Origin of the sequence: Actinospica robiniae DSM 44927 (genome assembly GCF_000504285.1) — a bacterium.
Lineage (GTDB): Bacteria > Actinomycetota > Actinomycetes > Streptomycetales > Catenulisporaceae > Actinospica > Actinospica robiniae.
The window spans coordinates 1,548,122-1,568,519 of the sequence record NZ_KI632511.1 but is presented as its reverse complement, the minus strand read 5'-3'; the positions used below and the strand labels follow the sequence as shown (position 1 = coordinate 1,568,519).

Sequence of the window (20,398 nt, the reverse complement as noted above, 5' to 3'; positions counted from 1 at the left end):
GGGCCCCTATCCCTGCATGCGACGGCTGATTCCGTAAGGAGAGCATGATGCGTGAGATAGCTCGCGCCGCCCACGCGCATGTACAGGGTCTCGAACAACGATGCGCCGGGGTTCGGGAGTCGGAAGGCGCCGCTTCGCCGGCACAGCATCCCCCCTTCCCTCCGGGAAGGGGGCAGATGGGTCTCGATCGCTTGCTGTTGAGCTTGTCCTGGCAGCGGCCCGACACCGCGGAACTCGCCGCCGCGGCCGTGGCGCGCCTGCGGTGTACCGGCGACGGGCTGCGGGATCTCGCGGCCGAAGGGCTTGGCGGGCGGGAACGCCGCGGGCTCGAAGCCCTTCGTGTGCGTATCGGGTTCGCGTTGTCGCACTGGGAGGGCGAGCTCGCCTCGCTCGGCGCCCGGGAGTGGACCCGAGAGCACGGTGAAGCGCTCGCGGCCGACCTGTCCGAGATCGCGAGAGCGGGCGCCGCGCTGCGCGATCTGGTGTGCCGGCCTGCCCCCACCGCGCTGAGTGCTGCTGCCCCGTCGGCGTCTGTGCCCGCCGAGACTTCCACCCGCTGGCCGGGACGCCACCGCGGCTCGACACAGGATCTTGTGTTGAGCGAGCAACACGGCGAGACGGACCAGCCGCCCGCGCGGCTGCTCGCCTCCCAGGCCAGGATGCTGACCCAGTCCGGGCTGGTGGTCATCGCCAGTGCCGCGGTGCTGGCGATCTGCCTGCAATCCTTCGCCGCGCACGGCTCCCGAGCCACCGCATCGAAAACGCCCTCCGCGCACACCCCCACGCGCCCGATCCGCACGCCGGCTTCCACACCGCTCGCTGAGCGCCCCTCCGCCCCATCTGCTGCTACGGATGCGGGCGAGGTCACCTCGTTGCAGATCCAGCTGCTCGGCGCGGGCTCGGGCGCGCCGCGGATCGCCGCGCTGTTCTACCTCGACACCACCGGCACCGGGCCGGTGGACGTGCAGATCACCTATCGGGGCACGGCGGCGCCGTCGCGTGCGGTGCCCGAAACGAAGGCGCTCTCGGGCGCCACCTCGTACAAGTTCGCGCTCGGCATCGACGCGGTTCCCTACTGCGGGGCCGGAGTGGTTGTGTCCGCTTCGGCGGGAGCGTTCACCGCCAGCCAATCCACCTCCGCCGGACCGTGCCCCACCCCGGCGACCACCACGTAAAGGAGACAGAACCCTGTGATTCGCTACAAGGACCTGGGCGGGGCGACGGTGTGCGTGTGCGCGCCAACCCGGTCCGCCACCGACGTCGCCCAGCTGGAGTTGCTGTTGGGTGTGGCCGGGGCGAGTGTGCTCACTCCGGTCCCGTACAGCGCGAATATCTCTCCGCTCGAGCAGGCCGCGCTCGCCACGCTGCATCTGCGCAAGATCGCGGCCTCGGACGTCGTGGTGGTGGCCAACTCCGGCGGGTACGCCGGCTCTGGCACCGCCTCGGAGATCGCCTACGCGCTGCGGTTGGGCAAGCCGGTGATGTTCCTCAACGACCCGGGCACCCTCGCCGTCGAGACCAACGCCTACAACGCCCTCGTCGGGCGCCGCGCCTTCCTTGATCTGCGGCCGACGGCGCTCGTGCCGCGCGATGTGGTGATCGGCTCGATCGTCACCGCGTGCGCGCCGGATGATCCCGTGGGTCGGGCGGCTTGGTTCCGCATCGATGACTCGCTGCGTTTCCCCACCCGCGCCCAGGCCCTCGAAGCCCTCGACCCCGCCCGCGTGACGCGCGGCGCGGATGCGGAGCGGGTGGCGCTCGCACTGGAGGAGAAGCACCCGGGCACGGGTGAGGGCGAACACACCGTGCTCGAGCTCGAGTTCATCGCCGAACTGACCACCAGGGCGCATCCGGCGCCCACGCGGCGAGGGTCGCAGGTCGCGCTAATGGTGCGCGACCAGGCCGGCGCGATCGCGTTGATCGGGAAGGAACCGGGAGGGTTCGCGCTGCCCGGCGGCGAGATCGCCGAGGGCGAATACCCCACGGCCGCCGCCATCCGCTGCGCCCGCGAGCAACTGGGGCTCTCGCAGCCGCTGCCGCGCCTGGTCGCCCTCGACACCGGCGCGAACGGGCCGGGAGGGATGGCCGCGACGTTCGTGTTCGACGCCGCGACCCTCGACGATGCCGGCCGCGACGAGGTAGGGGCGGACACGGGCAGCCCGGACGGAGAGTGCGTGTTCGTCGCCGAAGACGAGAGCGAGACGCTGGTGGACAGGCGTACGGCGCGGTGGCTGTACGCCGCATCCCTCGCCCAGCGCTCGCACAATGAAAGAGCCGTGACAGACAGGGGGTCCTGGACATTCGATTGTCAGGGCCGCACCGTATTCTCCGGCTTCATCGACCCCGGCGGCCCTCTCGTGCAGCTCGAGGACGGCCACGTGCCCGGGGCACGCCCGGTCTGGGAGTGGCACGAGCACCTGCCCGAGTGCGTACCGGTGACCCAGGCAGGGGTCTGGGCATTCGACCGCGACGGCCGCGTGCTGCTCCAGCACCGCGTGGACCAAGGCCGTTTCGCACTGCCGGCCGGGCACCCGGAACCGCAGGACCGCGACCAGCTCGCTACCGCGGCACGCGAGGCATTCGAGGAGAGCCAGATCCTCATCGACCAGCGCAGCGCGGTCCTCCTCGGCTACCAGGTCACCTACGACGACGCGGCGCTCCCGAACGGCCAGGCCCAGGCCCGCTTCGCAGCCCCCGTACTCGCCTACTACCCGATCTGCCCGGACACGGACCCGAAACTCGAAGGCCGCCGCCGCCCGTACCGCCGCTACCTCGTCGATATCTGGCGCGCCCCCGCACTGCTCGACTGGGGCCCGCACGCCCAGATCCAGGCCCGTGCGGCCGGGCAGGCCGCGCGGGTGCTCCGGCTGCCGGTAGACCGCCCGGCCGCCGACGGCTACCGCGACCAGGGCGACCCCGACCTGCCCGCGCGCACACCCGACTGGAACCTCGAGCTGTGACCGACACCGAGATCATCCTCATCCGCCACGGCGAAGCCTGGGACAACAAGGCCCCCGCGGTGACCGAAGGCCTGCGCGGGCTCTCGGCCCACGGCGTCGGCCAGGCCCGCCGGCTGGCCGCAGCGCTCGCCGACGACGCCCGCGAACACGGCGCGTTCGATGCGCTCTACACCTCGCCGAGCCTGCGCTGCCTGCAGACATCCGAGCCCGTCGCCAGCGCGTTGGCGCTCAAGGCGCTTGTCGCGCATCCGCTGCGTCCGCCCGAGGCCGGAGTGCTCACCTCGGCCGGCGGCCTTGTGGCCGAGGCCCGGCCGGACTTCGACCGCGAGGGACCGACCGCGTACGCGGAAAGCGCCGCTGCGTTTCTTAGGAGCCTGCCGCTCAACCACCCCGGCCAACGCGTCCTGGTGGTCGGGCACCAGGTCACCGCGCGCACGGCGATGGCCGTGTTCCTGCGCCTGCCCGTCGCGGGCTCGTGGTGGGGCGCACCGCTGGAGCACGGCGCGCTCACCCGCTGGACACACCGGGCTGACGAGGCTGACCCAGCCGGAGCGTGCTATCTCACGGCACACAACACCACCGCCCACCTGGACCTGCCCGACGAGCCGCCGCCCTACCCCCAACTGGCCGACATCAGGAAGGCGCGGGAGCAGGCATGAGCTGGACCACAGTGCACCCGGCCACCCACGTCACGATCGTGCGCCACGACACGGCCGCCTATTACTCAGATACGGGGACTTGCCGTCGCGGACTGCCGCGGCCTGACCCGCCGCGGACGCGGCCAAGCCGCGTACACCGCGATGCACCTGGCCGCGAGCACCGGAGCCGACAGCAGCTTCGACGTGCTCTACGCCTCCCCGCGGCGGCGCTGCGTGGAGTCCGCGGAGCCGGTCGCCAAGGCGTTGAACCTCGACGTGGTCTTTGCGCCAGCGTTGCGCTCGCTCGACCACGGCCCTGGCGACCCGTGGGATCCGGCGTCCAACGCGATCGGCACTATCCGTCTGCTCGCCCACGATGCGGCGGCGCTGCCGGGTGCCGAGTGCTGGGCAAGAAACCGGCAGCGTGCCGGAGGGTTCCTCGGCGCCCTGGCCGCCCGCCACTCCGGGCGAAGTGTCCTGATCATCGCTCACGCCGAGACTCAGGACGCGGCGCTCGCGGCCTACTTCGGTCTCGCCCCGGACTCCGGCGCACGTGCCTACGAGATCACCTGGCATACCGGGATCAGTAGATGGCGCCACCACCGCCAGGTGTGGCCGGGCGCGCACGAGGGCGGGGCATGGGCCCTGCTCGCCCACAACGACGTCCGGCACCTGGCGGGAACCGGCCTGGAACCGCACGACACGTGCTGGCCACGCACGACCAGGATTTAGCAGACAACTGATTCATGTTGGGGAGGGATGCGAGATGTGGATCTCGTCCTGGAAACTCGTGCCGGCCGAGAGCGCGGAGTGCGCCCATGGCTAGGGCTCTTGCCGGGCCGCCCCGGCGGGCGGGCCGAGGCCGCACCGCCGAGTCGTCGGCTGCGCCGGATCCGCTGTTCGGGTCGGGAATCGTGTTCCAGATGGGCTGGGCGCGGCACCACACGGCTGTAGTCGAGGCATCCTTCGCCCAGCTCGTCCGCCGCCTTCCACAGCTGATCCGCATCTGCCTGGGACTGGGGTGGCGGGCGGATCGGCGCGCGCTGGTGGCGATGCTGGTGTTCCAGAGCGCGACCGGGATCGCGACCGCGTTCGGGCTGCTAGCGACCAACCAGATCCTGATCCGGCTTCTCGCCGCGGGCCCGAGCCCGGCCCGGGCGCGCGCCGCGCTGCCCGCGCTGATCCTGGTCGGGGCCGCCGCGGGCGGCGGGGCGCTGCTCTCGGCGGCCGGGTCTGCCGCCTCTGGCCGGCTGCGCCCGAAGGTGACCCGGCACGCGTTCACCGAGCTGATGACCCGGGCGACCTCGGTGGAGCTGTCGGTGTTTGAGCTCGGTTCCTTCCATGACACGCTCGAGGGCGCGAGCTTCGGCGCGGGCTGGGCGGAGTACGTCATCGAGCAGATCACCGAGCTGATCACCGCCGGTGCGGCGATGGCCGCGGCCGCCTCCGTCCTGGTGGTCCTCGGCCCGGTTCTTCTGCCTCTGCTGATCCTCGCTGCGCTCCCGGGCGGGATCGCGAGCATGGTGTCCTACCGGCGGCGCAACCGCTCGCGCATCGCCTGGCAGGGTAGGGCGCGCCAGCAGCGGCGCCTGGCCGACTTGATGACCGAGAAACAGCCCGCCCAGGAGATCCGCCTGCACGGGGTCGACCGGTTCCTCCACGCGCATTACGCGCGCCTGTCCGCCGCGTACGAGGGCGAACAAGCACGCCTCGCCCGCGCAGACGCGCGCACCACTTTGACCGCGGGCATTGTCTCTGGCACCGCCCTGGCCTGCTGCTACCTTCTGCTCGGCTACCTGCTCTGGCGCGGGGTGGTGCCGCTGGCCACCGCCGGCACTGCCACCTTCGCCATCCGCACCGGAACCGCCCAGATCCGTTCAGCGATCAGCACTATCAATCAGATCTTCGAATACGGCCTCTACCTCGCAGACTGGCAAGACGCCATCGCCCAGGCCGAAGCCGCCGCCATCACCGGGCAAGGCCTCGTACCCGTCGAACCGCCGAACACGATCAGCCTGCGCGGCGTCTCGTTCACCTACCCCGGCCGCGATAACCCCGCCATCGCCGACATCGACCTCGACCTTCAGGCCGGGCAGGTTATCGCGCTGGTCGGGGAGAACGGCTCGGGCAAATCCACCCTCGCCAAGATCATCCTTGGCCTGTACCTGCCCACCGAGGGCGAGGTGCGCTGGGACGACATGGCGACCTCGGCGATGGACCGGACCCGCGCCGGCACCTACGTGGGCGTCCTGGCGCAGGACTACCCGTGTTGGCCGTTCGTGGCCGAAGCCAACATCCAGATCGGCCGGCCCGACGTCGAGGACCCGCAGCGAATGCGTGAGGCGGCCGCGGCCTCCGGCGCGGACGGGGTGATCGAGAAACTCGCGGACGGGTATAGGAGTCTGCTGGCCTCGGAGTTCCAGGGCGGCACGAACCTGAGCGGCGGCCAGTGGCAGAAGATCGCGAACGCGCGAGCGGCCTACCGTGCCCCGGCCTGGGCCGTCTACGACGAACCCACCGCAGCGCTCGACCCCCGCGCCGAAGCAGAGGCGTTCAACCGAGTCCTCGACCGCGCCGACGGACGCACCGTGGTGCTCATCACGCATCGCCTCTCGTCGGTCGCCCGCGCCGACCGCATCATCGTGCTCAAGGACGGGCGCGTCGTAGAATCCGGCAGCCACCGGGACCTGATGGACGCCCGCGGGGAATATCAGTCACTGTATTCTCTTCAGGCGTCTCAGTTCGGCGCAGCTCTCGACACTGTCGAATCCGCGGAAGGATGTCCACCTTCCGCGACGTGCGCACATTAGCGACTTTGATGACAGCTTCCTTCGTAACCATGAGGTAGATCCTGGTGACGCTCCAGCTTGAAGAGTTGCGGGATTGGCTGCTCGAGAACCACGACGCGACGGTCGATCCCGATCGGCTTGCTGTAGTCGAGGCTGAGGTGGCCGTTGTCGCGAAGCGCGTCATTCCCGGGGATGTGGTTGAACTCGGCTGCTACCGCGGCGCGATGGCGCTGTGGCTTCGGGCGCAGCTCGACCGGTTCGGCTTGGCGGATCGCCGGGTTCACGTCTTCGATTCGTTTCGGGGTATGCCCGCACCGAGCTGCCACGACGAAGCAAGTGGGCTGCGCGAGGGGGAGTTCGCGTGCGGTGTCGAGGAGGTCGTCGCCGCGCATCGCGCTTGGGATCTGCGGCTTCCGGTAATCCATCCAGGGTGGTTCTGCGACACTCTGCCCTCGCAGCTGCCGGCCGCGATCGCCTTCGCCTACGCTGACTGCGTCTTCTATGAGCCGATGATGGCTAGCCTCACCTGCTGCGTCCCGGTGCTTGCCACGGGTGCGCCCCTGGTCGTCGCGGGCTACGGCAGTCCTGGGTCGGCGCACGGTGAAGGTTCCAGGCAGTCCTCCGGCGTCCGGCGTGCGTGTGAGGATTTTTTCGGCGGGGCGAAGCATGTCCGGCCGTTTGGCGTAAATGCCCCTTGTGGGGTGTTTCGGAAACCTGGTTGACCCTGTGCGCATGCCCAGATACCTTGGGAGAACTCAGGGTGCTGAGGCTGCGCGCTAGGGGACCGATCGTGCGGATCTTGTCGTTCAAGCCCGGTCACGACGGCACGGTCGCCCTGATCGAGGATGGTGAGCTGGTTTTCTCGGTCGAGGCCGAGAAGGACTCGTTCCCCCGCTATTCGGAAGCGACACCGAGTCTGCTCCTGGAGGCGCTGTCGATGGCCGAGGACATTCCGGACGTCGTGTGCCTGAGCGGCTGGGTTAAGGGATTCCACTCGGCCGAGCGGCCGCTTGGTGCGGGCTATTTCGGCTGGGACGACGTCGGCATCCAGCTGGCCGAACGGCGGCTGTTCGGCAAACCGGTGCAGTTCTTCTCATCCACGCACGAGCGTTCACATCTGCTCTCCACCTACGGGATGTCGCCGTTTCCGCAAGGGCAGCCGTGCTATGCGCTGGTGTGGGAGGGCAACATCGGCTCCTTCTATGAGATCTCGCCTGAGCTTGAGGTTGTGCGGATCGCGGAGGTGATGGAGGACCCGGGTAATAAGTACCAGTTCGTCTTCGCGCTGGCCGACCCCGCCACCAGTACCGAGCGCGGCGGCTTCCGGTTCTCCAACGCGGGCAAACTCATGGCGCTGGCCGGATACGCCGATGGCTCTGCGTGCACGGCTGCTGAGCGGGAACTAATCGACTTCGTCCTCTCGCGCCGCTCCATTCTGCTGACCACCTCGAAGACGGATATGGCCGACAGTCCGTTCTACGACATCGGCGTCGAGGAGCAGGCGCTGAAGAACCTGGCGGCGCATCACTCCGAGGAGATTTTCGCCAGGTTCCACGCGGTCGCCACGCGCGCGCTCACCCAGGGCTATCCGCTGCTGATCGCGGGCGGATGCGGGCTCAACTGTGACTGGAACACGCGGTGGCGCGAGAGCGGCCTGTTTGAGGATGTGTTCGTGCCGCCGGTGCCGAACGACTCCGGATCGGCGATCGGGACGGCAGTGGACGCCCAGTCTGTATTGACAGGGAAGGCGAAGCTGACCTGGAGTGTGTACAGCGGACCGCCGTTCGTCCGTGATGCACCGGTGCCCGGAGAGTTCGCGGCTGCGCCTCTGGATGCCGCGCACCTGGCTGAACGTCTCGCCGGCGGCGCAGTCATCGCATGGGTGGAGGGCAGCGCCGAAATCGGCCCCCGCGCCCTGGGCCACCGCTCCCTGCTGGCCGCGCCGTTCGAGGAGGCGACGCGCGACCGCTTGAACGCGATCAAGTCCCGCGAGCCGTACCGCCCAATCGCGCCGGTGTGCCGAGAGCAGGACGTGGCAAAGTACTTCGATTGGGTCGGGCCGAGCCCGTACATGCTGTACTTTCAACGCGTGCTCGACCGTCGTCTGGGTGCGGTCATACACGCGGACGGGACGGCACGCGTACAGACGATCACACCGGCGGATAGCAAGCCCCTGTGTCGTGTGCTCGACGAGTTCGAGCGGCTCACCGGGGTCGGGGTGTTGTGCAACACCTCGTTGAACTTCGACGGCCGCGGCTTCATCAACCGCACCAGTGACCTGGTGGAGTACGTGCGTACGCGTGGCATCGACGGCTTCGTGCTGGACGGGATCGTCTACTGGAGCCCGACGAGCCGAGGCCAGGCGATCGGACAGTGACCGAGCAGGATCTGGGCGCGACCCTGCGGCAGTGGCGACTCAAGGAGCGGCTGTCCCAACGCGACCTGGCCCGGCGAATGGGGTACCACGAGGCCGTCGTGACCAGCGTAGAGCGAGGTGAGGGCGCCCCCAGCGCCCAGTACCTGGATGGATTCGCGGCCGCTGTGCGTTTGGAAAAGGCCGAGATCGAGCAGATGTGGCTGCTTTACCGGCATAGCCCGGAACAGGGTGGGGGAGCGCTGGCGGTGCGGGAGGCCGCGGTGTGTCCGTACCGGGGACTGCTGGCCTTTCGTGAGCGGGACAGTCCCCTCTATTACGGCCGCGACCGAGCAGTGCGGTTGGTGACGCGCAAACTCGAGCAGACAGCGTTGGTCGGAGTCATCGGCGCGTCCGGCAGCGGGAAGTCCTCGGCGGTGTTCGCCGGCGTCATCCCGCGCCTGCGCCGGACCGGCCCTTGGGAGGTCGTTCCGTTCCGGCCTGGAGGTGATCCATTCGCCTCATTGGGCCGGTCGCTGACCGGTTCCCCCCTGTCTACCGGCTCTCGCCCGCGCCTCGCCTCACTGATCGCTCGTAGAGCCGAATCAAGCCACCGTCCGCTGCTGATCGTCGGCGACCAGTTCGAGGAATTGTTCACCCACGGCGCCGAGGACACACTCGTCGCAGACTTCCTCGACGCCCTGGTGAAAGTCGCCCGCAGCGGCGCGCTTGTTCAGGTCAAAGTCCTGGTCACGTTCCGGGGAGACTTCTACGGACACGTGCTCGCGCATCGCGGCTTCTCCGACGCCCTGCAGGACCACATCGTGCACCTGCCGCCGATGAGCCGCACGGAGCTGGCGCAGGCAATCACCGAGCCAGCCCGAGTCACGGGCCTCAAACTCGACGACGGATTGGCCGAACGCCTTCTCGACGACGCCGGCAGTGAGCCTGGCGCACTGCCGCTGCTCGAGTTCGCCCTCACGCGGTTGTGGGAGAGACGCACGGGAAAGACGCTCACCCACGACGGATACGACCGGATCGGCAGATTGACCGGAGCGATTACCTCGCGCGCCGAGGAGGTATACCGGTCCCTGTCCGCCGAGCAGCAGTACACCGCGCGTCAGCTGCTCATTCGCCTGGTACAGGTCGCCCGCCCCGAGCAGGACGGCAACGACGCCCGCCGCCGCACCCCGTTGACGGAGCTGCGCAGTCTGCCGCGCTGCGAGAGCGTGGTGCAGGCCCTGGCCGACGCCCGCCTCGTCGTCACCGATACGACGGCGGACGGCACGGCTACGGTCGAACTGGCTCACGAGGCGATCATTCGAGGCTGGGATCGGCTCTCGGGGTGGCTGGTGGAGGACCGGCAGTTCCTGCTCTGGCAGCAGCGCGTGCGGCGCTGGTTCGAGGAATGGCGGCTGACTGCCGACAAGCACGGGGCGTTGCTGCGCGGCTCGATCCTGGACGAGGCGATGCGATGGACGGCCGTCAAAGGACGCGAATCGATCGCCCCGGACCTGCTCGACTATCTCGACGGCAGCATCCGCCAGCACCAGGTCGAGCAACGTAGAAACGCCCTCGAGCAGATCGACCGGCTACTGACCATCCATCCTGCGGACGTCCCGACACAGGCTGAGGCATTCATCGACGCGGACCCGGCCCTGCGCGCGTCGCTGCGGGAACGGCTCGAGGGTGCGACGCCCGCGGAACGCTGGCGACTGCGCATCGCTCTGCTGCCCCACGACAGCGCCCAAGGCGACCAGCTGCTCGACGAACTCGCTCTTCTCGGCCCGGACGACCTGATCCCGGTACGCAACGCACTGCGATCCGAAGCCGACACTCTCATCGAGCGGCTCTGGCAGCAGACGCTCGCAGCGATCGGCGGCACGGGCGGCGATGAGCTGCTGCGCGAAGCCGTACTGCTGGCCGGATTCGACCCGCACGACGCTCGGTGGGCCACTATCGCGCCGCGGGTCGCGAGCGTGCTGATTGCCCAGAACCAGCTGAACTTGCGCACCTATGTCGACGCACTTCGGCCCGCGCGTGCACACCTGCTCGAACCGCTCTTCGCGCTCTATACGGATGACCGCGAGCACAGGGCTGCGATCCACGAGACCATCGCGACGATCGTGCGTGACCTGGCTGCGGACAGGCCAGACTTCCTTGCCCGTATGGCCGCTGCGGCACCGATCGGGGCTGCGGAACAGGCGTTCAGCGCACTGCGATCCGTGGTGACGCCCAACGCGGTGCAGGTATTCCGCGCCATCGCCGCCGAACCCGCCGCATCCGCATCCAGCGAGCGTCAACGCGTCCTGACAGGGCGACGCAGGTGTGCCGCCCTGGCCGCGCTGCTGCGGCTCGGCGAGGACGTCGACCTTGATGCGCTGCTCGGTGAGGCGGCCGATCCCGAGTTGGGCACCCAGTTCGCTTGCCAGGCTCACGCACGCGGCGTGCCAGTGCAGACCGTGGTGGAACAGCTCGATGCGGTGCGCACCGCGCGCGCCCGCTACCACCTTCTCCTGTGCCTCCGTGACTATCCGATCTCTGGGGTTCCCCCGCAGCTCAATGAGCGGGCCGTGGCTGCGGCCACGCGGCTCGAGCAGGAAGACGACGATCCCGGTGTCCACGCGGCGGCCGCGTGGGTAATGGGCGACCAGCCGGTGCTGCGTGACGACGACGCGACCCGGGCGGCGTACGATCCGACCGGCAGGCGCGGCTGGTTCACGGTCGATGTCGAGGGCCGACGCACGACTTTCGTGGTCTACCGCCCCGGCCGCTTCATCATGGGCTCGCCTGAGGACGAGGCCGAACGCAGCGACTACGAATCTCCCCGCCAGGCCACCACCCTCACCCGTTCCTTCGCCCTGGCCCGCCGCGAGGTCTGCCGAGCCGAATTCGAAACCTTCATGCAGCAGGCCAATGCCACCGGCCTGCCGAACATCGACGAGTGGAGTCCGCTGGGCTCGGAACCGGTGGTCGCGGCCAGCTGGGACGAAGCATTCGCATTCGCCCTGTGGCTCCAGGCCCGGGTCGAAGGCCGAGAAGCGCACGAGAAATACGGCCTCGGCTCCCCCCAAGTGCTCTCGCTGGTCGGCGCTTGGATGTCCGGGGCTGAGCAGGCAATACCGGAGCAGATCGGCAGATTCCGGCTGCCGACCGAGGCCGAATGGGAATACGCATGCCGGTCCGGCACCACGACCGCATACAGCTTCGGCAGCGACCGCTCCCTACTGGGCAGATACGGATGGTTCGCCGACAACTCAGGACTGAAAACACACGAACCCGGTCTGCTGCCCCCAAACCCCACTGGCCTGTTCAACATCCACGGCCAGTGCTGGGAATGGTGCCTGGACTGGTACGCCCCCTACAGCGCCGACCCGGTCATCGACCCGATCGGTCCGCCCGCAGGCGATCGCAAGGTATTGCGCGGCGGCTGCTGGAACCTCGGAGCCCGCTACGCCCGTTCCGCTTGCCGCAACGCCCACATCCCGCCCAATCGCAACTACTACATCACGTTCCGGCTCGCTCTGACCCTCCCGGAGATCGACCCCGCCTGGACCCCGGACAAACCCAACCCGCTGCCCTGGAGCGGCTGATGACCGAACCTCGCAGCCGCGAGCCCTGGTCGGCCCCACGCGTCGCTCTGCTGGTCATGACGATAGGACTGGCCGTCATCGCCGCTGGACACCTCTACCAGCACGGCTGGCACTGGACCGGGCTTATCGACGACGTCTACTCCAACATCGGTTCCGAGCTGTTCGACATGGGCATCGCCGTGCTGCTCATCGACGGGCTCGCGGAACGCCGCGAACGCGAGCGTCTGCGCCGTCAGCTGGTGCGGGAACTGGGCAGCTCCGACGCGGGACTGACCGCCCGCGCCGTCCTGGAGCTGGAAGCTCATGGCTGGCTGCGCGACGACACCGTGACCGATGCGCAACTGAGCGGCGCGAACCTGGCCGACGCGCGTCTGGAACGCGCCAAACTTACCCGCGTAAACCTTGCCGGAGCCAACCTAGCCCGCGCTAACCTCTCCGGCGCGACCCTCACACAGGCGAACCTCGCCGGCGCCGCCTTGGAGCGCGCCAACATCGAAATGGCCGACCTCACCGGCGCACGCCTTACCGCCGCCGGCCTACACCGCGTGGACGCCGCTCTTGCCAGATTCACCGACGCCATCCTCGCCGGCGCCGACCTCACCGAAGCAGACCTCTCCGACGCCGACCTGACCGGCGCAGACCTGCGCGGAGCACGGCTGACCGCCGCTCGCCTCGACCGCGCCATCCTGACACACGTCCGCTGGGACGCCGAGACCGTCTGGCCGGAAGGCTTCACACCTCCCACCCTCACTCCCGAGGGTGAGAACCCAGCTTTGACCGGCCGCGACTCCTAATCTCCGGCCGCACTCATGACACGCTCGCGGATGCGACCCCGATCCCGCACCGACCCGTAAGGAACACGCGAATGCAGTTCATGCTCGCCGGCTACGACGGCACCGATCCCGACGCGCTCAACCGGCGGCTGGCCGTACGCGAGCAGCACATTGCCCTCGGCGACCAGCTGCGCGATGCGGGCCACATGCTCTACGGCGGCGCCATTCTTGACGATCACGGGAACATGACCGCCTCTGTGCTCATTCTCGATTTCCCTAGCCGTGACGAACTCGACGCGTGGCTCAAGGTAGAGCCCTACGTTACCGGCAAGGTATGGGAGAAGATCGATATTCGACCGTTCCGGGTCGGCCCGTCCTTCATCGGCCTACACCTGTAACGATCCGAAGCGGGCCACAACCAGATAGCGCCCCCGCGTACCCGGGACGCCCGGCTCTACCACCGCGGCGTCCCACCGGCCGAAATCCGCCTCCGGCGCACCGTACTCGGTCACCAGCGCCTCCCAGCCGAGTCGACCGAGCAGTACTTCCGGTTCGTCACACCCGGACTGCCACGCATGGCCGCTGTCCGCCATCTTCACCAGCCACGCCCGCATGCCCGGGCTGTCCAGAGAGGTCTGACTGACATAATCAGCCAGCAGCACGCTCCCCGTGGTGGACAGGTGCGTGATCTCAGCGAGCAGGGCGTCGCGCTGCTGTGCAGTCAAGAAATAGAGCAACCCCTCAACCAACCAGGCGGTCGGTCTCCCTGGCTTGAACCCCGCGGCCAGAAGCGGGGACATCCAATCGCGTGTCAGATCTACGCCTACGGTGCGCCGTGCGTAGAGGCACGCAGTCCCCGCGTCGTCCAGCAGTGACTGCTTCAACCTCAGCAACGCGGCGCGGTCCAACTCATAGAACACCGTTTCTTCCCGCCACGCCATCCGGAATGCGCGCGTGTCCATGCCAGCCGCCACGAGCACAAATTGCCGGATGTCGTCCGCCTCGGCAGCGTGATGCATCTGATCGTCGAGGAACCGAGTGCGCACTGCGAGTGCGGGATCCTCGACTCCCCGCTGCACTTCGCCCTCGAATCCCCGCATGATCTGTGGACCTTCGAGCCCTGCCAACAACGCCGCAAGCGGCTCCTCGAACAATCGGTCCGCACGCGCGTGTTCCCGGGCACGCATGGAAGCCGTCCACAACGCAGTGCGCGCCAACGGGTCCAAGGACTTTCGCATACACATAACGTAGCGAACTGAGCGCAATACGACCACGAGGTGTGCGCCACGCCCGGGGTTTGTGTCACTCCTCGCCCAGGACGAGGCGCAGCGCTTCCTCGCTGTGTCGGGTGGCAGCGCGGACCATCGCGCGGGGCAGCTCTGACGGGTCCTCGCCCGGCGCGCTCGCCACGTGGACAATGCAGCCCTCGTTGCCGGCGGGCGGGGCGTTGATCTCGCGGGTTGGGAGCAGCCCGTCTTTGATGGCGAAAAGGGCGAGCAGCACCGTGCGCAGGATCCGGGCGGTCTCGGTGGCGGGCGGCTCGCCCGGGATCAGCCTGTCGTCGATGGCGGGCAGGAAGCGCAGGAAGTTCTCCTGGTCCAGCACGATGCGCGCGTCCGGCTGCATCGCAGCAACAGCCGGGTCCTTGCTCTCGCGCAGGTCCGCGTACCAGGTCAGCCACAGGCCGGGCAGTCCCATCGACGGTGGGGGAGCGCCCCAGGTCACGATGCGGGCCGGACCGGCGCGATGGGGTCCGGGCTCGGCGACCGGGTGGTGGAAGTAGATCGATCCGCTGGGTGCGGGCAGGGCGTCAGGAGTCAGGATGATTCCGGCCACCCCTGCCTGGATCGCGGCGGCGGAGACCTCGGGGTCGAGCGCGTAGAACGGGGTGCCTTCGATCCGGTCACGTTCGGCGCGCACGAGGTTCGCGGCCATCTTGGAGGGCGAGAGGATGCTCCAGGCCTCCGGGATGGTGAACTCCACCCCGGTGCGGATCATCTGGGACCAGCGGGCGGGGGCGTAGGCGCGCAGGTAGCGGGTCAGCTCACTGCGCATCTCAGCCGCGTCCCGCGCGACTGCCTCGATCATTATTCCCTCTTCCGTCAGGCCGTACTGGCCCGGGTGTCTCTCGTCCCCGGTGGCCGGGTTCCGCGTCAGTGCCTTCCGGCCTGGCCCTGGGGTTGACCGGCGTGCGGCCATCGTACCGTTGACGCAGACCAGTACCCTCTGCACGCCGTGGTCCGGGTCGCGAGCGCGAGCGCTGAAGCGCCCGCATGGCTTGCAGCGTCTCCGGTAGCTCCGGGTGCGGTCCGAGGCGCCCCCAAAGCGCGCCGCGCGCTCTGCGGGTGTGGTCGTGACCGGCGCCCGCATACGACGCACGGGTACCGAAGCTGCCGGTCGGCCACCATGCTGCGTGGGAGCTTGACCCGACCCTTGTGTCATTTGAGCGGAACGCAGGCGGGTTCGGCGGCTCGCACGCTGGCGGCGTAGCCGCCGTAGAGCGGTTCGGGGTACTCGGAGACCAATGCCTCCTCCAGCATCTCGGCAAGCGTCTGGTCCAGGGGAAACAGCGCATGGTCGAGGCAGCAGCCGTTCGGGTCCCATCCCCACAGCGGCCCGGCTGGGTTGCGGCCGTCGACCAGCGTCATGATGGCGCAGCCCCAATCGATCGGCGGCACGCACCAGTTCAGGTGCCCATTCACGGGGTCGTTGCGTGCTGCGAGCGCGGCCTCGGTGATGTCCTCGAACATGCCATTGGTGTGCCGGGTGTGCCCGCGCACGCCGACGACCGCATGGCGCGGCCCAAAGCCGCCGTTTGGCCACGTCGATCGAGAGCCGTGCGAGTAGGGGTGGGAGACGGTAGCCGCTTATCTGTGCTCGAGCTCTGGGATCCGTTCCTTGTCCGCAGGCGCGGGCACTGCTCGGATCGTGACACCGGGTACGTTGCTTCGCTGGCACCGCAGAATAGTCGCGGGCAAATGGCGTAAGCCGCGACCGCCGGGCAGACCGCGGTTCAAAATGCCATGCATAGTCATTCATGCTTTGGCATTTAGGGTGCTGAAAGTCGGTCCCCTTCACGCTTCGGCGAGCCTCGAGCAAGGCCATCGGAGCACCCCTTGCTCCACCGGGCGTGGAGCGCGCGGAAAGGAATAGCTCAGCATGGGCGCCGCGGTCATCGGCGTTGGTCGCTGTGGGCCACTATCTGTAGGCGTTGGGGTTGTCTTCGTCTGACCTATTCCCTGGCCCGCTCCACGGCTGCGCCAAAAACGATGGAGCGGGCACGAAAATAGGTCAAGTAGTTGATATAGGTATCAACTACTTGACCTTTTGACGTGCACGAATGCTGGTGGGCGATACTGGGATCGAACCAGTGACCTCTTCCGTGTGAATACGGAAATCACCGTATACTCTCCCGAAGAGATCTCCATGAAGATGTCACTGGCCTGCATTTACCCAATTCTGATGACTCGCAAGCCCTGCAATTACGCGCAGTTCAGCGCATTTGTGGGGGAGCGCGCTCCCCGATTCGGCTCCCCATGACGCTCCCCTTGGGGTTGGTCGGCGCGTTGAACTCTTCTCACAGCGGTCGCCTTTCTCTGATGTCCTGTCAGGTACCGCTTCCTGGATGACTCGGTGCCGCCTCCGTGCCCCAGCGTCCGCACTCCCGGCCTGGGGTTTTTCGGACAGGAGTGATTGCCGGGTGGCCGTCCGAGCGGGGTCTCCAGGGCTTCTCGGGTTGCGGGTGGGCGGGGGCGGATGCCGGTGGTCAGGTTGGGACCGGCTGGTGGCCGGTGCGTATCCACAGGGTGAGGAATCCTGGGGACCAGGGCCAGTGTTCGGGCAGGTGGAGGCGGGTGCGGCGGGCGCTGGTGACGATTCTGGCCGGGATGTTGACCAGGTTGCGGCGGATGGTTGATCCGGTGGCCTTGGCGTGGTGGCGGTCGGCGAGGGTGTCGGCGGCGCGGGTGAGGTGTAGGAGATCGCGGCGAGGGCCAGCCACGCGGCGTTGGCCTGGAAGCGCCCGGAGGGCACATGGCCGAGCGGGCCGCTTTCGAGGTCGGAGAAGACCCTGCTCGATCACTGCGTGCTTCCTGTGGTTCGGCTCGGCCTGGGTGATGATCTGGGGCTGTCAGTCAGGAACGCGTGGTGGCTGTAGGCCGCGAACAACTTGCCCTGGCCTTCGGGCACGGTCTTCGGGTTCAGCCGCTTGACGCGCCGAACGATCAGCGGTCAGGGAGGCCGCGCCCTCGCCCGAGGCCGCCGATGCCTTGCGCAGCCGGGTGGCCACGATCACTGGGCGCGAGACGGGCGTGGAGGGGGCCACGACCTGGAAGTGCAGGCCGCGCACGTGGGTGTACCCGAACGAGGCGCCCTGCTTCGCCGGGCCGTAGACCTGCTTGACCTTCGAGTCCACGTCCAGGTAGACAATCGGCTCGGCGAGCGGGACCAGTCCGGCGTGCCCGATCAGGTTCGGGGTGAACCGGCGGGCGGCGGCCTGTAGTTGCCGCACGTGCCCGTGGGTGAAGGCGCGTAGGAAGACGCCGAGCGTGGAGGGCGCGTAGATCCCGCAGAAGATCCGCTCCAGCCCGCCGACGCGCAGCAGGTCCGTCTCATCGATGCAGTCCGCCCCCGCGCGCATCGCGGTTCGATCAGGAGTACGTCTTCGTGCCCGGGTCCGCGATCAGCTCGTCGAACAGGGTGAGGTAGGACCTCAGCGCGCGACGCAGATCTTCGGCGGGGATGGTTGCCGGGTCCTCGACCGCGCGACGGCTCGTCTGCTGTGCGGCCCGGAAGCCGGTGAGCGAATCCGCGTGCTCGTCGGAGAGCAGGGTGAACTGCTCCTGCCGGTCTCCGCCGGGATATCCCCTGGTGGTGAGCACGTTCCCGATCAGCCTCTCCGCGCCGTTGAGGGCAAGCGGGGGATCGTCGAGGAAATCGCTGCGCACCTCGTTCCACGCCGTGGCGTAATATGCTCGATCCGTCGCATTCACGGTCTTCAACCGCAGGGCATCGTGCTGCTTCCTACGCCGTCGCAGTCCCTGGTTGACCTGCTGCCTTCTGTCATAGTTCCGGACCGCGGCGGCGAGTTCGGGACCGACCCTCACGTGCAGGTTGCGCTTGCCGTACCAAGCCCATCCGGCGGCGGCGACGACGAGCACGACGACAATGACGAGGGTGAAGAGGATAGTCATGATGCCCTTCTGAGCTGAGGCTGTCCGTGTGCCCCGTTCCGGCCTCTTTACCGGGAAGGGCCGAGAACCCCTCAAGAATTCTGACGTAAATCCCTTCAACGAGGCCGGACTGCGGGAGAGCGTTGGTCCGACGTCGAACAGTCAATCGGCGGAACCGGGTCCGGTCGATTACCGGTGTGCCCGACCGCGGTCAGGTCGCCTCCGTCGCGCTCGCGCTCTTCCAGTTCGCGGTGAAGAGCATGTCCCGTTTGGTCAGTACGAGTGTGTACGGGCGCCTGGTGTCGGGTGACGTGGCTGACCGGCACTTCGGCCGAGTCGATGCGGTTGTGGATGCGGGAACGTGAGGCGGTGACGATCGGCCACTCCAGCACCTGCTGTTCCCGGTCCGCGAGAAACGCGTCTAGCGCGCACAGCTCGCAGCCGCAGCCGGCCGGCACGGGGATCGACCAGTCGTCGGGGGCGCGGCGGGGCCGAACAGTTGGGCGGTGGCGTCGCAGCGCTAACGGTCCTGTCGGTCGAGGACGGCACCGAGGCGTTCGCGCGGCGTGGGCGTCACGGCCGAACAGCCTGGCGAGTCAACCGGACGTTCGCGTCGCTCGGATCACCCGGCTGTGATCCGGCGGGTGAACCGGCCACAGGTCAGGGGCGGGGCTGGTTTCAGGGTGGTCGACGGCGCGTGCGGCGAGGGTTTCGTCTCTCGTCGGCAGTGGGGAGCCGTTGGCCACGTCCCGGGCGAGGTCGGACATGCGCAGGTTGTTGTCGCGCGCGTGGCGGCGCAGGATCGTGAACGCCTCGTCGAGTTTGATCCGGTGGCGCTCCGCGATCACCCCTTTCGCCTGTTCGATGGAGATGCGGCTGTTGAGGGCGGTCTGCAGCTGGGTGGTGACCAGGTCGGCCTGCTCGCGGCTGCGCTGGGCCAGGATCCCGATGGTGGCCACGTCCGCCAGGGCCTGGCCGACGCGTACGTCTTCCTCGCCGAGGGGTTCGGGGCTGGAGCAGAACAGGTTCAGGGCTCCGATGACCCGCTCGCGCAGTCGTAGCGGCAGGGCGTGGACGGAGACGAACGCGAGGGCGCCGGCGGCTTCGGCGAATCGCGGCCAGCGCTCTTCGCCCTCGGCGAACGCGCGCGTCGCCTCGTCCGTTCCCCGGCTCAGCAGCAGGGCGGTGAGGGTCTAGGCCAACGTCAGGGCGTCGACCAGTTGCCCGTCGCGCAAGGATCCGGGAGCGTTGTGGTGGACCAGCAGCGTCACGACACTGATCGCTCCGATGCGCAGCGGCGACGCGAAGACCGCGCGCCGGACGCCGCCAGTCCTGCGCCAGGCCCGGCCGACGGGCAGGAAGCCTGCTGCGCACTGCCCTGCTCACTCACTGCATGCACCGAGGCCGGCCGGGTACCCGGGACGTGCGGGAGGGAACGCGCCGCTGAAGCGCATCGGCGCCACCACCGCGACTTCGGCGAAGGAAGGCACACAGTGATCGAGGCGGCGGATATTCGCGAGTGGCGCACGCACGACGTGCTCGATTCCGGGGGGCGCAAGGTCGGCGTTCTCGAGTCGGTCTACGTCGACACCGCCACCGACGAGCCGGCCATGGCCACCGTCGAAGTAGGCCTGCCCACGCGCCACCGCCTAGTCTTCGTCCCGCTGGACGGCGCGATCGTCGGGCCGGGCTACGTGAGGGTGAACTACGCCAAGTCGCTGGTCAAGGGCTGCCCCGCCATGGGCGTCGACAACGTGCTGCCTGCTGCGGACGAGGCGGCGATCTTCCAGCACTACGGCCTGGCCTACCAGCCCGGCGCCGCCGGCGAGCGGCAACTCGCCCGCCGCTGACCATCCAGCCGCATCAGGAGGCGCCCTCCATGGTCTTGTTTCTGCTCGTGATCATCGTCGCGGTCGCGCTCGGCATCATCGGCGTCGTCGCGCACGGACTGCTCTACCTGCTCGTGATCGGAGCCGTTCTGTTCGCCGCCGACCTGGTGTACAGCGGGTGGCGCTGGAGGCGCTCCGGGCGGCGACCGCAGCGGTAGCCGGCCGCCCGGACGCCGAGCGCCGGTGCCGAAAGTGTTGGTCTCGGGCGGGATCCCCCGCCTTCCACGCCTCC

19 protein-coding genes are annotated in these 20,398 nt (G+C 68.6%); 12 read left to right on the top strand and 7 right to left on the bottom strand.

The window, feature by feature from the left end; all coding sequences use genetic code 11:
- Positions 1-176: 176 nt before the first annotated feature.
- From ACTRO_RS06805 to ACTRO_RS06755, 10 genes are all read left to right on the top strand, one after another.
- Entirely contained in the window at positions 177-1,175 is a 999-nt protein-coding gene (locus ACTRO_RS06805) for a hypothetical protein (protein WP_034262045.1), read from the top strand.
- A 15-nt stretch (positions 1,176-1,190) separates the two neighbouring features.
- Positions 1,191-2,960: an NUDIX domain-containing protein gene (locus ACTRO_RS42925; RefSeq protein ID WP_051450426.1), complete on the top strand. Its 1,770-nt coding sequence runs from the start codon at positions 1,191-1,193 to the stop codon at positions 2,958-2,960.
- On the top strand, positions 2,957-3,619 hold the full coding sequence (locus ACTRO_RS45400; protein ID WP_051450425.1) for a histidine phosphatase family protein: 663 nt from the start codon (positions 2,957-2,959) through the stop codon (positions 3,617-3,619). The genes ACTRO_RS42925 and ACTRO_RS45400 overlap by 4 nt, the downstream gene beginning before the upstream one ends.
- A gap of 60 nt (positions 3,620-3,679) precedes the next feature.
- Complete coding sequence (locus tag ACTRO_RS06785; RefSeq protein ID WP_342673751.1) at positions 3,680-4,330, top strand: histidine phosphatase family protein; 651 nt, start codon at positions 3,680-3,682, stop codon at positions 4,328-4,330.
- A gap of 86 nt (positions 4,331-4,416) precedes the next feature.
- Positions 4,417-6,408, top strand: a complete 1,992-nt coding sequence (locus ACTRO_RS06780) for an ATP-binding cassette domain-containing protein (protein ID WP_169739835.1) — start codon at positions 4,417-4,419, stop codon at positions 6,406-6,408.
- A gap of 44 nt (positions 6,409-6,452) precedes the next feature.
- The gene (locus tag ACTRO_RS06775; RefSeq protein ID WP_051450423.1) at positions 6,453-7,109 is read left to right on the top strand and encodes a TylF/MycF/NovP-related O-methyltransferase; all 657 of its coding nucleotides are present in this window, start codon (positions 6,453-6,455) and stop codon (positions 7,107-7,109) included.
- 68 nt (positions 7,110-7,177) lie between these two features.
- Complete coding sequence (locus ACTRO_RS06770) at positions 7,178-8,764, top strand: carbamoyltransferase C-terminal domain-containing protein (protein WP_051450422.1); 1,587 nt, start codon at positions 7,178-7,180, stop codon at positions 8,762-8,764.
- Positions 8,761-12,333 (top strand): nSTAND1 domain-containing NTPase, encoded by a 3,573-nt coding sequence (locus ACTRO_RS42915; RefSeq protein ID WP_051450421.1) that lies wholly within the window; start codon positions 8,761-8,763, stop codon positions 12,331-12,333. Before ACTRO_RS06770 ends, ACTRO_RS42915 begins: the two co-directional genes overlap by 4 nt.
- The gene (locus ACTRO_RS42910; RefSeq protein WP_051450420.1) at positions 12,333-13,127 is read left to right on the top strand and encodes a pentapeptide repeat-containing protein; all 795 of its coding nucleotides are present in this window, start codon (positions 12,333-12,335) and stop codon (positions 13,125-13,127) included. Before ACTRO_RS42915 ends, ACTRO_RS42910 begins: the two co-directional genes overlap by 1 nt.
- A 71-nt stretch (positions 13,128-13,198) precedes the next feature.
- Positions 13,199-13,504 carry a YciI family protein gene (locus ACTRO_RS06755; protein ID WP_034262040.1) on the top strand — a complete coding sequence of 102 codons (306 nt, stop codon included), beginning with the start codon at positions 13,199-13,201 and terminating at the stop codon, positions 13,502-13,504.
- Here ACTRO_RS06755 and ACTRO_RS06750 read toward each other — a convergent pair.
- From ACTRO_RS06750 to ACTRO_RS50800, 7 genes are all read right to left on the bottom strand, one after another.
- Complete coding sequence (locus ACTRO_RS06750; protein WP_169739834.1) at positions 13,493-14,344, bottom strand: SAM-dependent methyltransferase; 852 nt, start codon at positions 14,342-14,344, stop codon at positions 13,493-13,495. The two genes, ACTRO_RS06755 and ACTRO_RS06750, sit on opposite strands and share 12 nt — an antisense overlap.
- 64 nt (positions 14,345-14,408) lie before the next feature.
- A complete protein-coding gene (locus ACTRO_RS06745; RefSeq protein WP_034262039.1) occupies positions 14,409-15,194 on the bottom strand; it encodes a hypothetical protein in 786 nt (261 codons plus the stop codon).
- Between the two features lie 350 nt (positions 15,195-15,544).
- Complete coding sequence (locus tag ACTRO_RS06740) at positions 15,545-15,856, bottom strand: hypothetical protein (RefSeq protein ID WP_051450418.1); 312 nt, start codon at positions 15,854-15,856, stop codon at positions 15,545-15,547.
- A gap of 1,016 nt (positions 15,857-16,872) precedes the next feature.
- A complete protein-coding gene (locus ACTRO_RS46920; RefSeq protein WP_169739833.1) occupies positions 16,873-17,106 on the bottom strand; it encodes a transposase in 234 nt (77 codons plus the stop codon).
- Positions 17,107-17,235: 129 nt separating this feature from the next.
- Positions 17,236-17,745 carry a hypothetical protein gene (locus ACTRO_RS06730; protein WP_051450417.1) on the bottom strand — a complete coding sequence of 170 codons (510 nt, stop codon included), beginning with the start codon at positions 17,743-17,745 and terminating at the stop codon, positions 17,236-17,238.
- Positions 17,746-17,755: 10 nt separating this feature from the next.
- Positions 17,756-18,298, bottom strand: a complete 543-nt coding sequence (locus ACTRO_RS06725) for a hypothetical protein (RefSeq protein WP_034262037.1) — start codon at positions 18,296-18,298, stop codon at positions 17,756-17,758.
- A gap of 575 nt (positions 18,299-18,873) precedes the next feature.
- Complete coding sequence (locus ACTRO_RS50800) at positions 18,874-19,452, bottom strand: ANTAR domain-containing protein (protein WP_342673750.1); 579 nt, start codon at positions 19,450-19,452, stop codon at positions 18,874-18,876.
- A gap of 318 nt (positions 19,453-19,770) precedes the next feature.
- On the opposite strand from ACTRO_RS50800, the gene ACTRO_RS06710 reads away from it, so the two are divergent.
- Both ACTRO_RS06710 and ACTRO_RS47995 read left to right on the top strand, forming a co-directional pair.
- Complete coding sequence (locus ACTRO_RS06710) at positions 19,771-20,127, top strand: PRC-barrel domain-containing protein (RefSeq protein ID WP_034262034.1); 357 nt, start codon at positions 19,771-19,773, stop codon at positions 20,125-20,127.
- A 29-nt stretch (positions 20,128-20,156) separates the two neighbouring features.
- Positions 20,157-20,324 (top strand): hypothetical protein, encoded by a 168-nt coding sequence (locus ACTRO_RS47995; protein WP_169739832.1) that lies wholly within the window; start codon positions 20,157-20,159, stop codon positions 20,322-20,324.
- Positions 20,325-20,398 lie beyond the last annotated feature (74 nt).

Coding starts and splice junctions, on each gene's coding strand:
- ACTRO_RS06725 (WP_034262037.1), bottom strand. CDS start 18,298: ATGACTATCCTCTTCACCCTCGTCATTGTCGTCGTGCTCGTCGTCGCC.
- ACTRO_RS47995 (WP_169739832.1), top strand. CDS start 20,157: ATGGTCTTGTTTCTGCTCGTGATCATCGTCGCGGTCGCGCTCGGCATC.
- ACTRO_RS06740 (WP_051450418.1), bottom strand. CDS start 15,856: ATGTTCGAGGACATCACCGAGGCCGCGCTCGCAGCACGCAACGACCCC.
- ACTRO_RS06745 (WP_034262039.1), bottom strand. CDS start 15,194: ATGATCGAGGCAGTCGCGCGGGACGCGGCTGAGATGCGCAGTGAGCTG.
- ACTRO_RS06755 (WP_034262040.1), top strand. CDS start 13,199: ATGCAGTTCATGCTCGCCGGCTACGACGGCACCGATCCCGACGCGCTC.
- ACTRO_RS06780 (WP_169739835.1), top strand. CDS start 4,417: ATGGCTAGGGCTCTTGCCGGGCCGCCCCGGCGGGCGGGCCGAGGCCGC.
- ACTRO_RS42910 (WP_051450420.1), top strand. CDS start 12,333: ATGACCGAACCTCGCAGCCGCGAGCCCTGGTCGGCCCCACGCGTCGCT.
- ACTRO_RS06730 (WP_051450417.1), bottom strand. CDS start 17,745: ATGCGCGCGGGGGCGGACTGCATCGATGAGACGGACCTGCTGCGCGTC.
- ACTRO_RS06805 (WP_034262045.1), top strand. CDS start 177: ATGGGTCTCGATCGCTTGCTGTTGAGCTTGTCCTGGCAGCGGCCCGAC.
- ACTRO_RS06750 (WP_169739834.1), bottom strand. CDS start 14,344: ATGCGAAAGTCCTTGGACCCGTTGGCGCGCACTGCGTTGTGGACGGCT.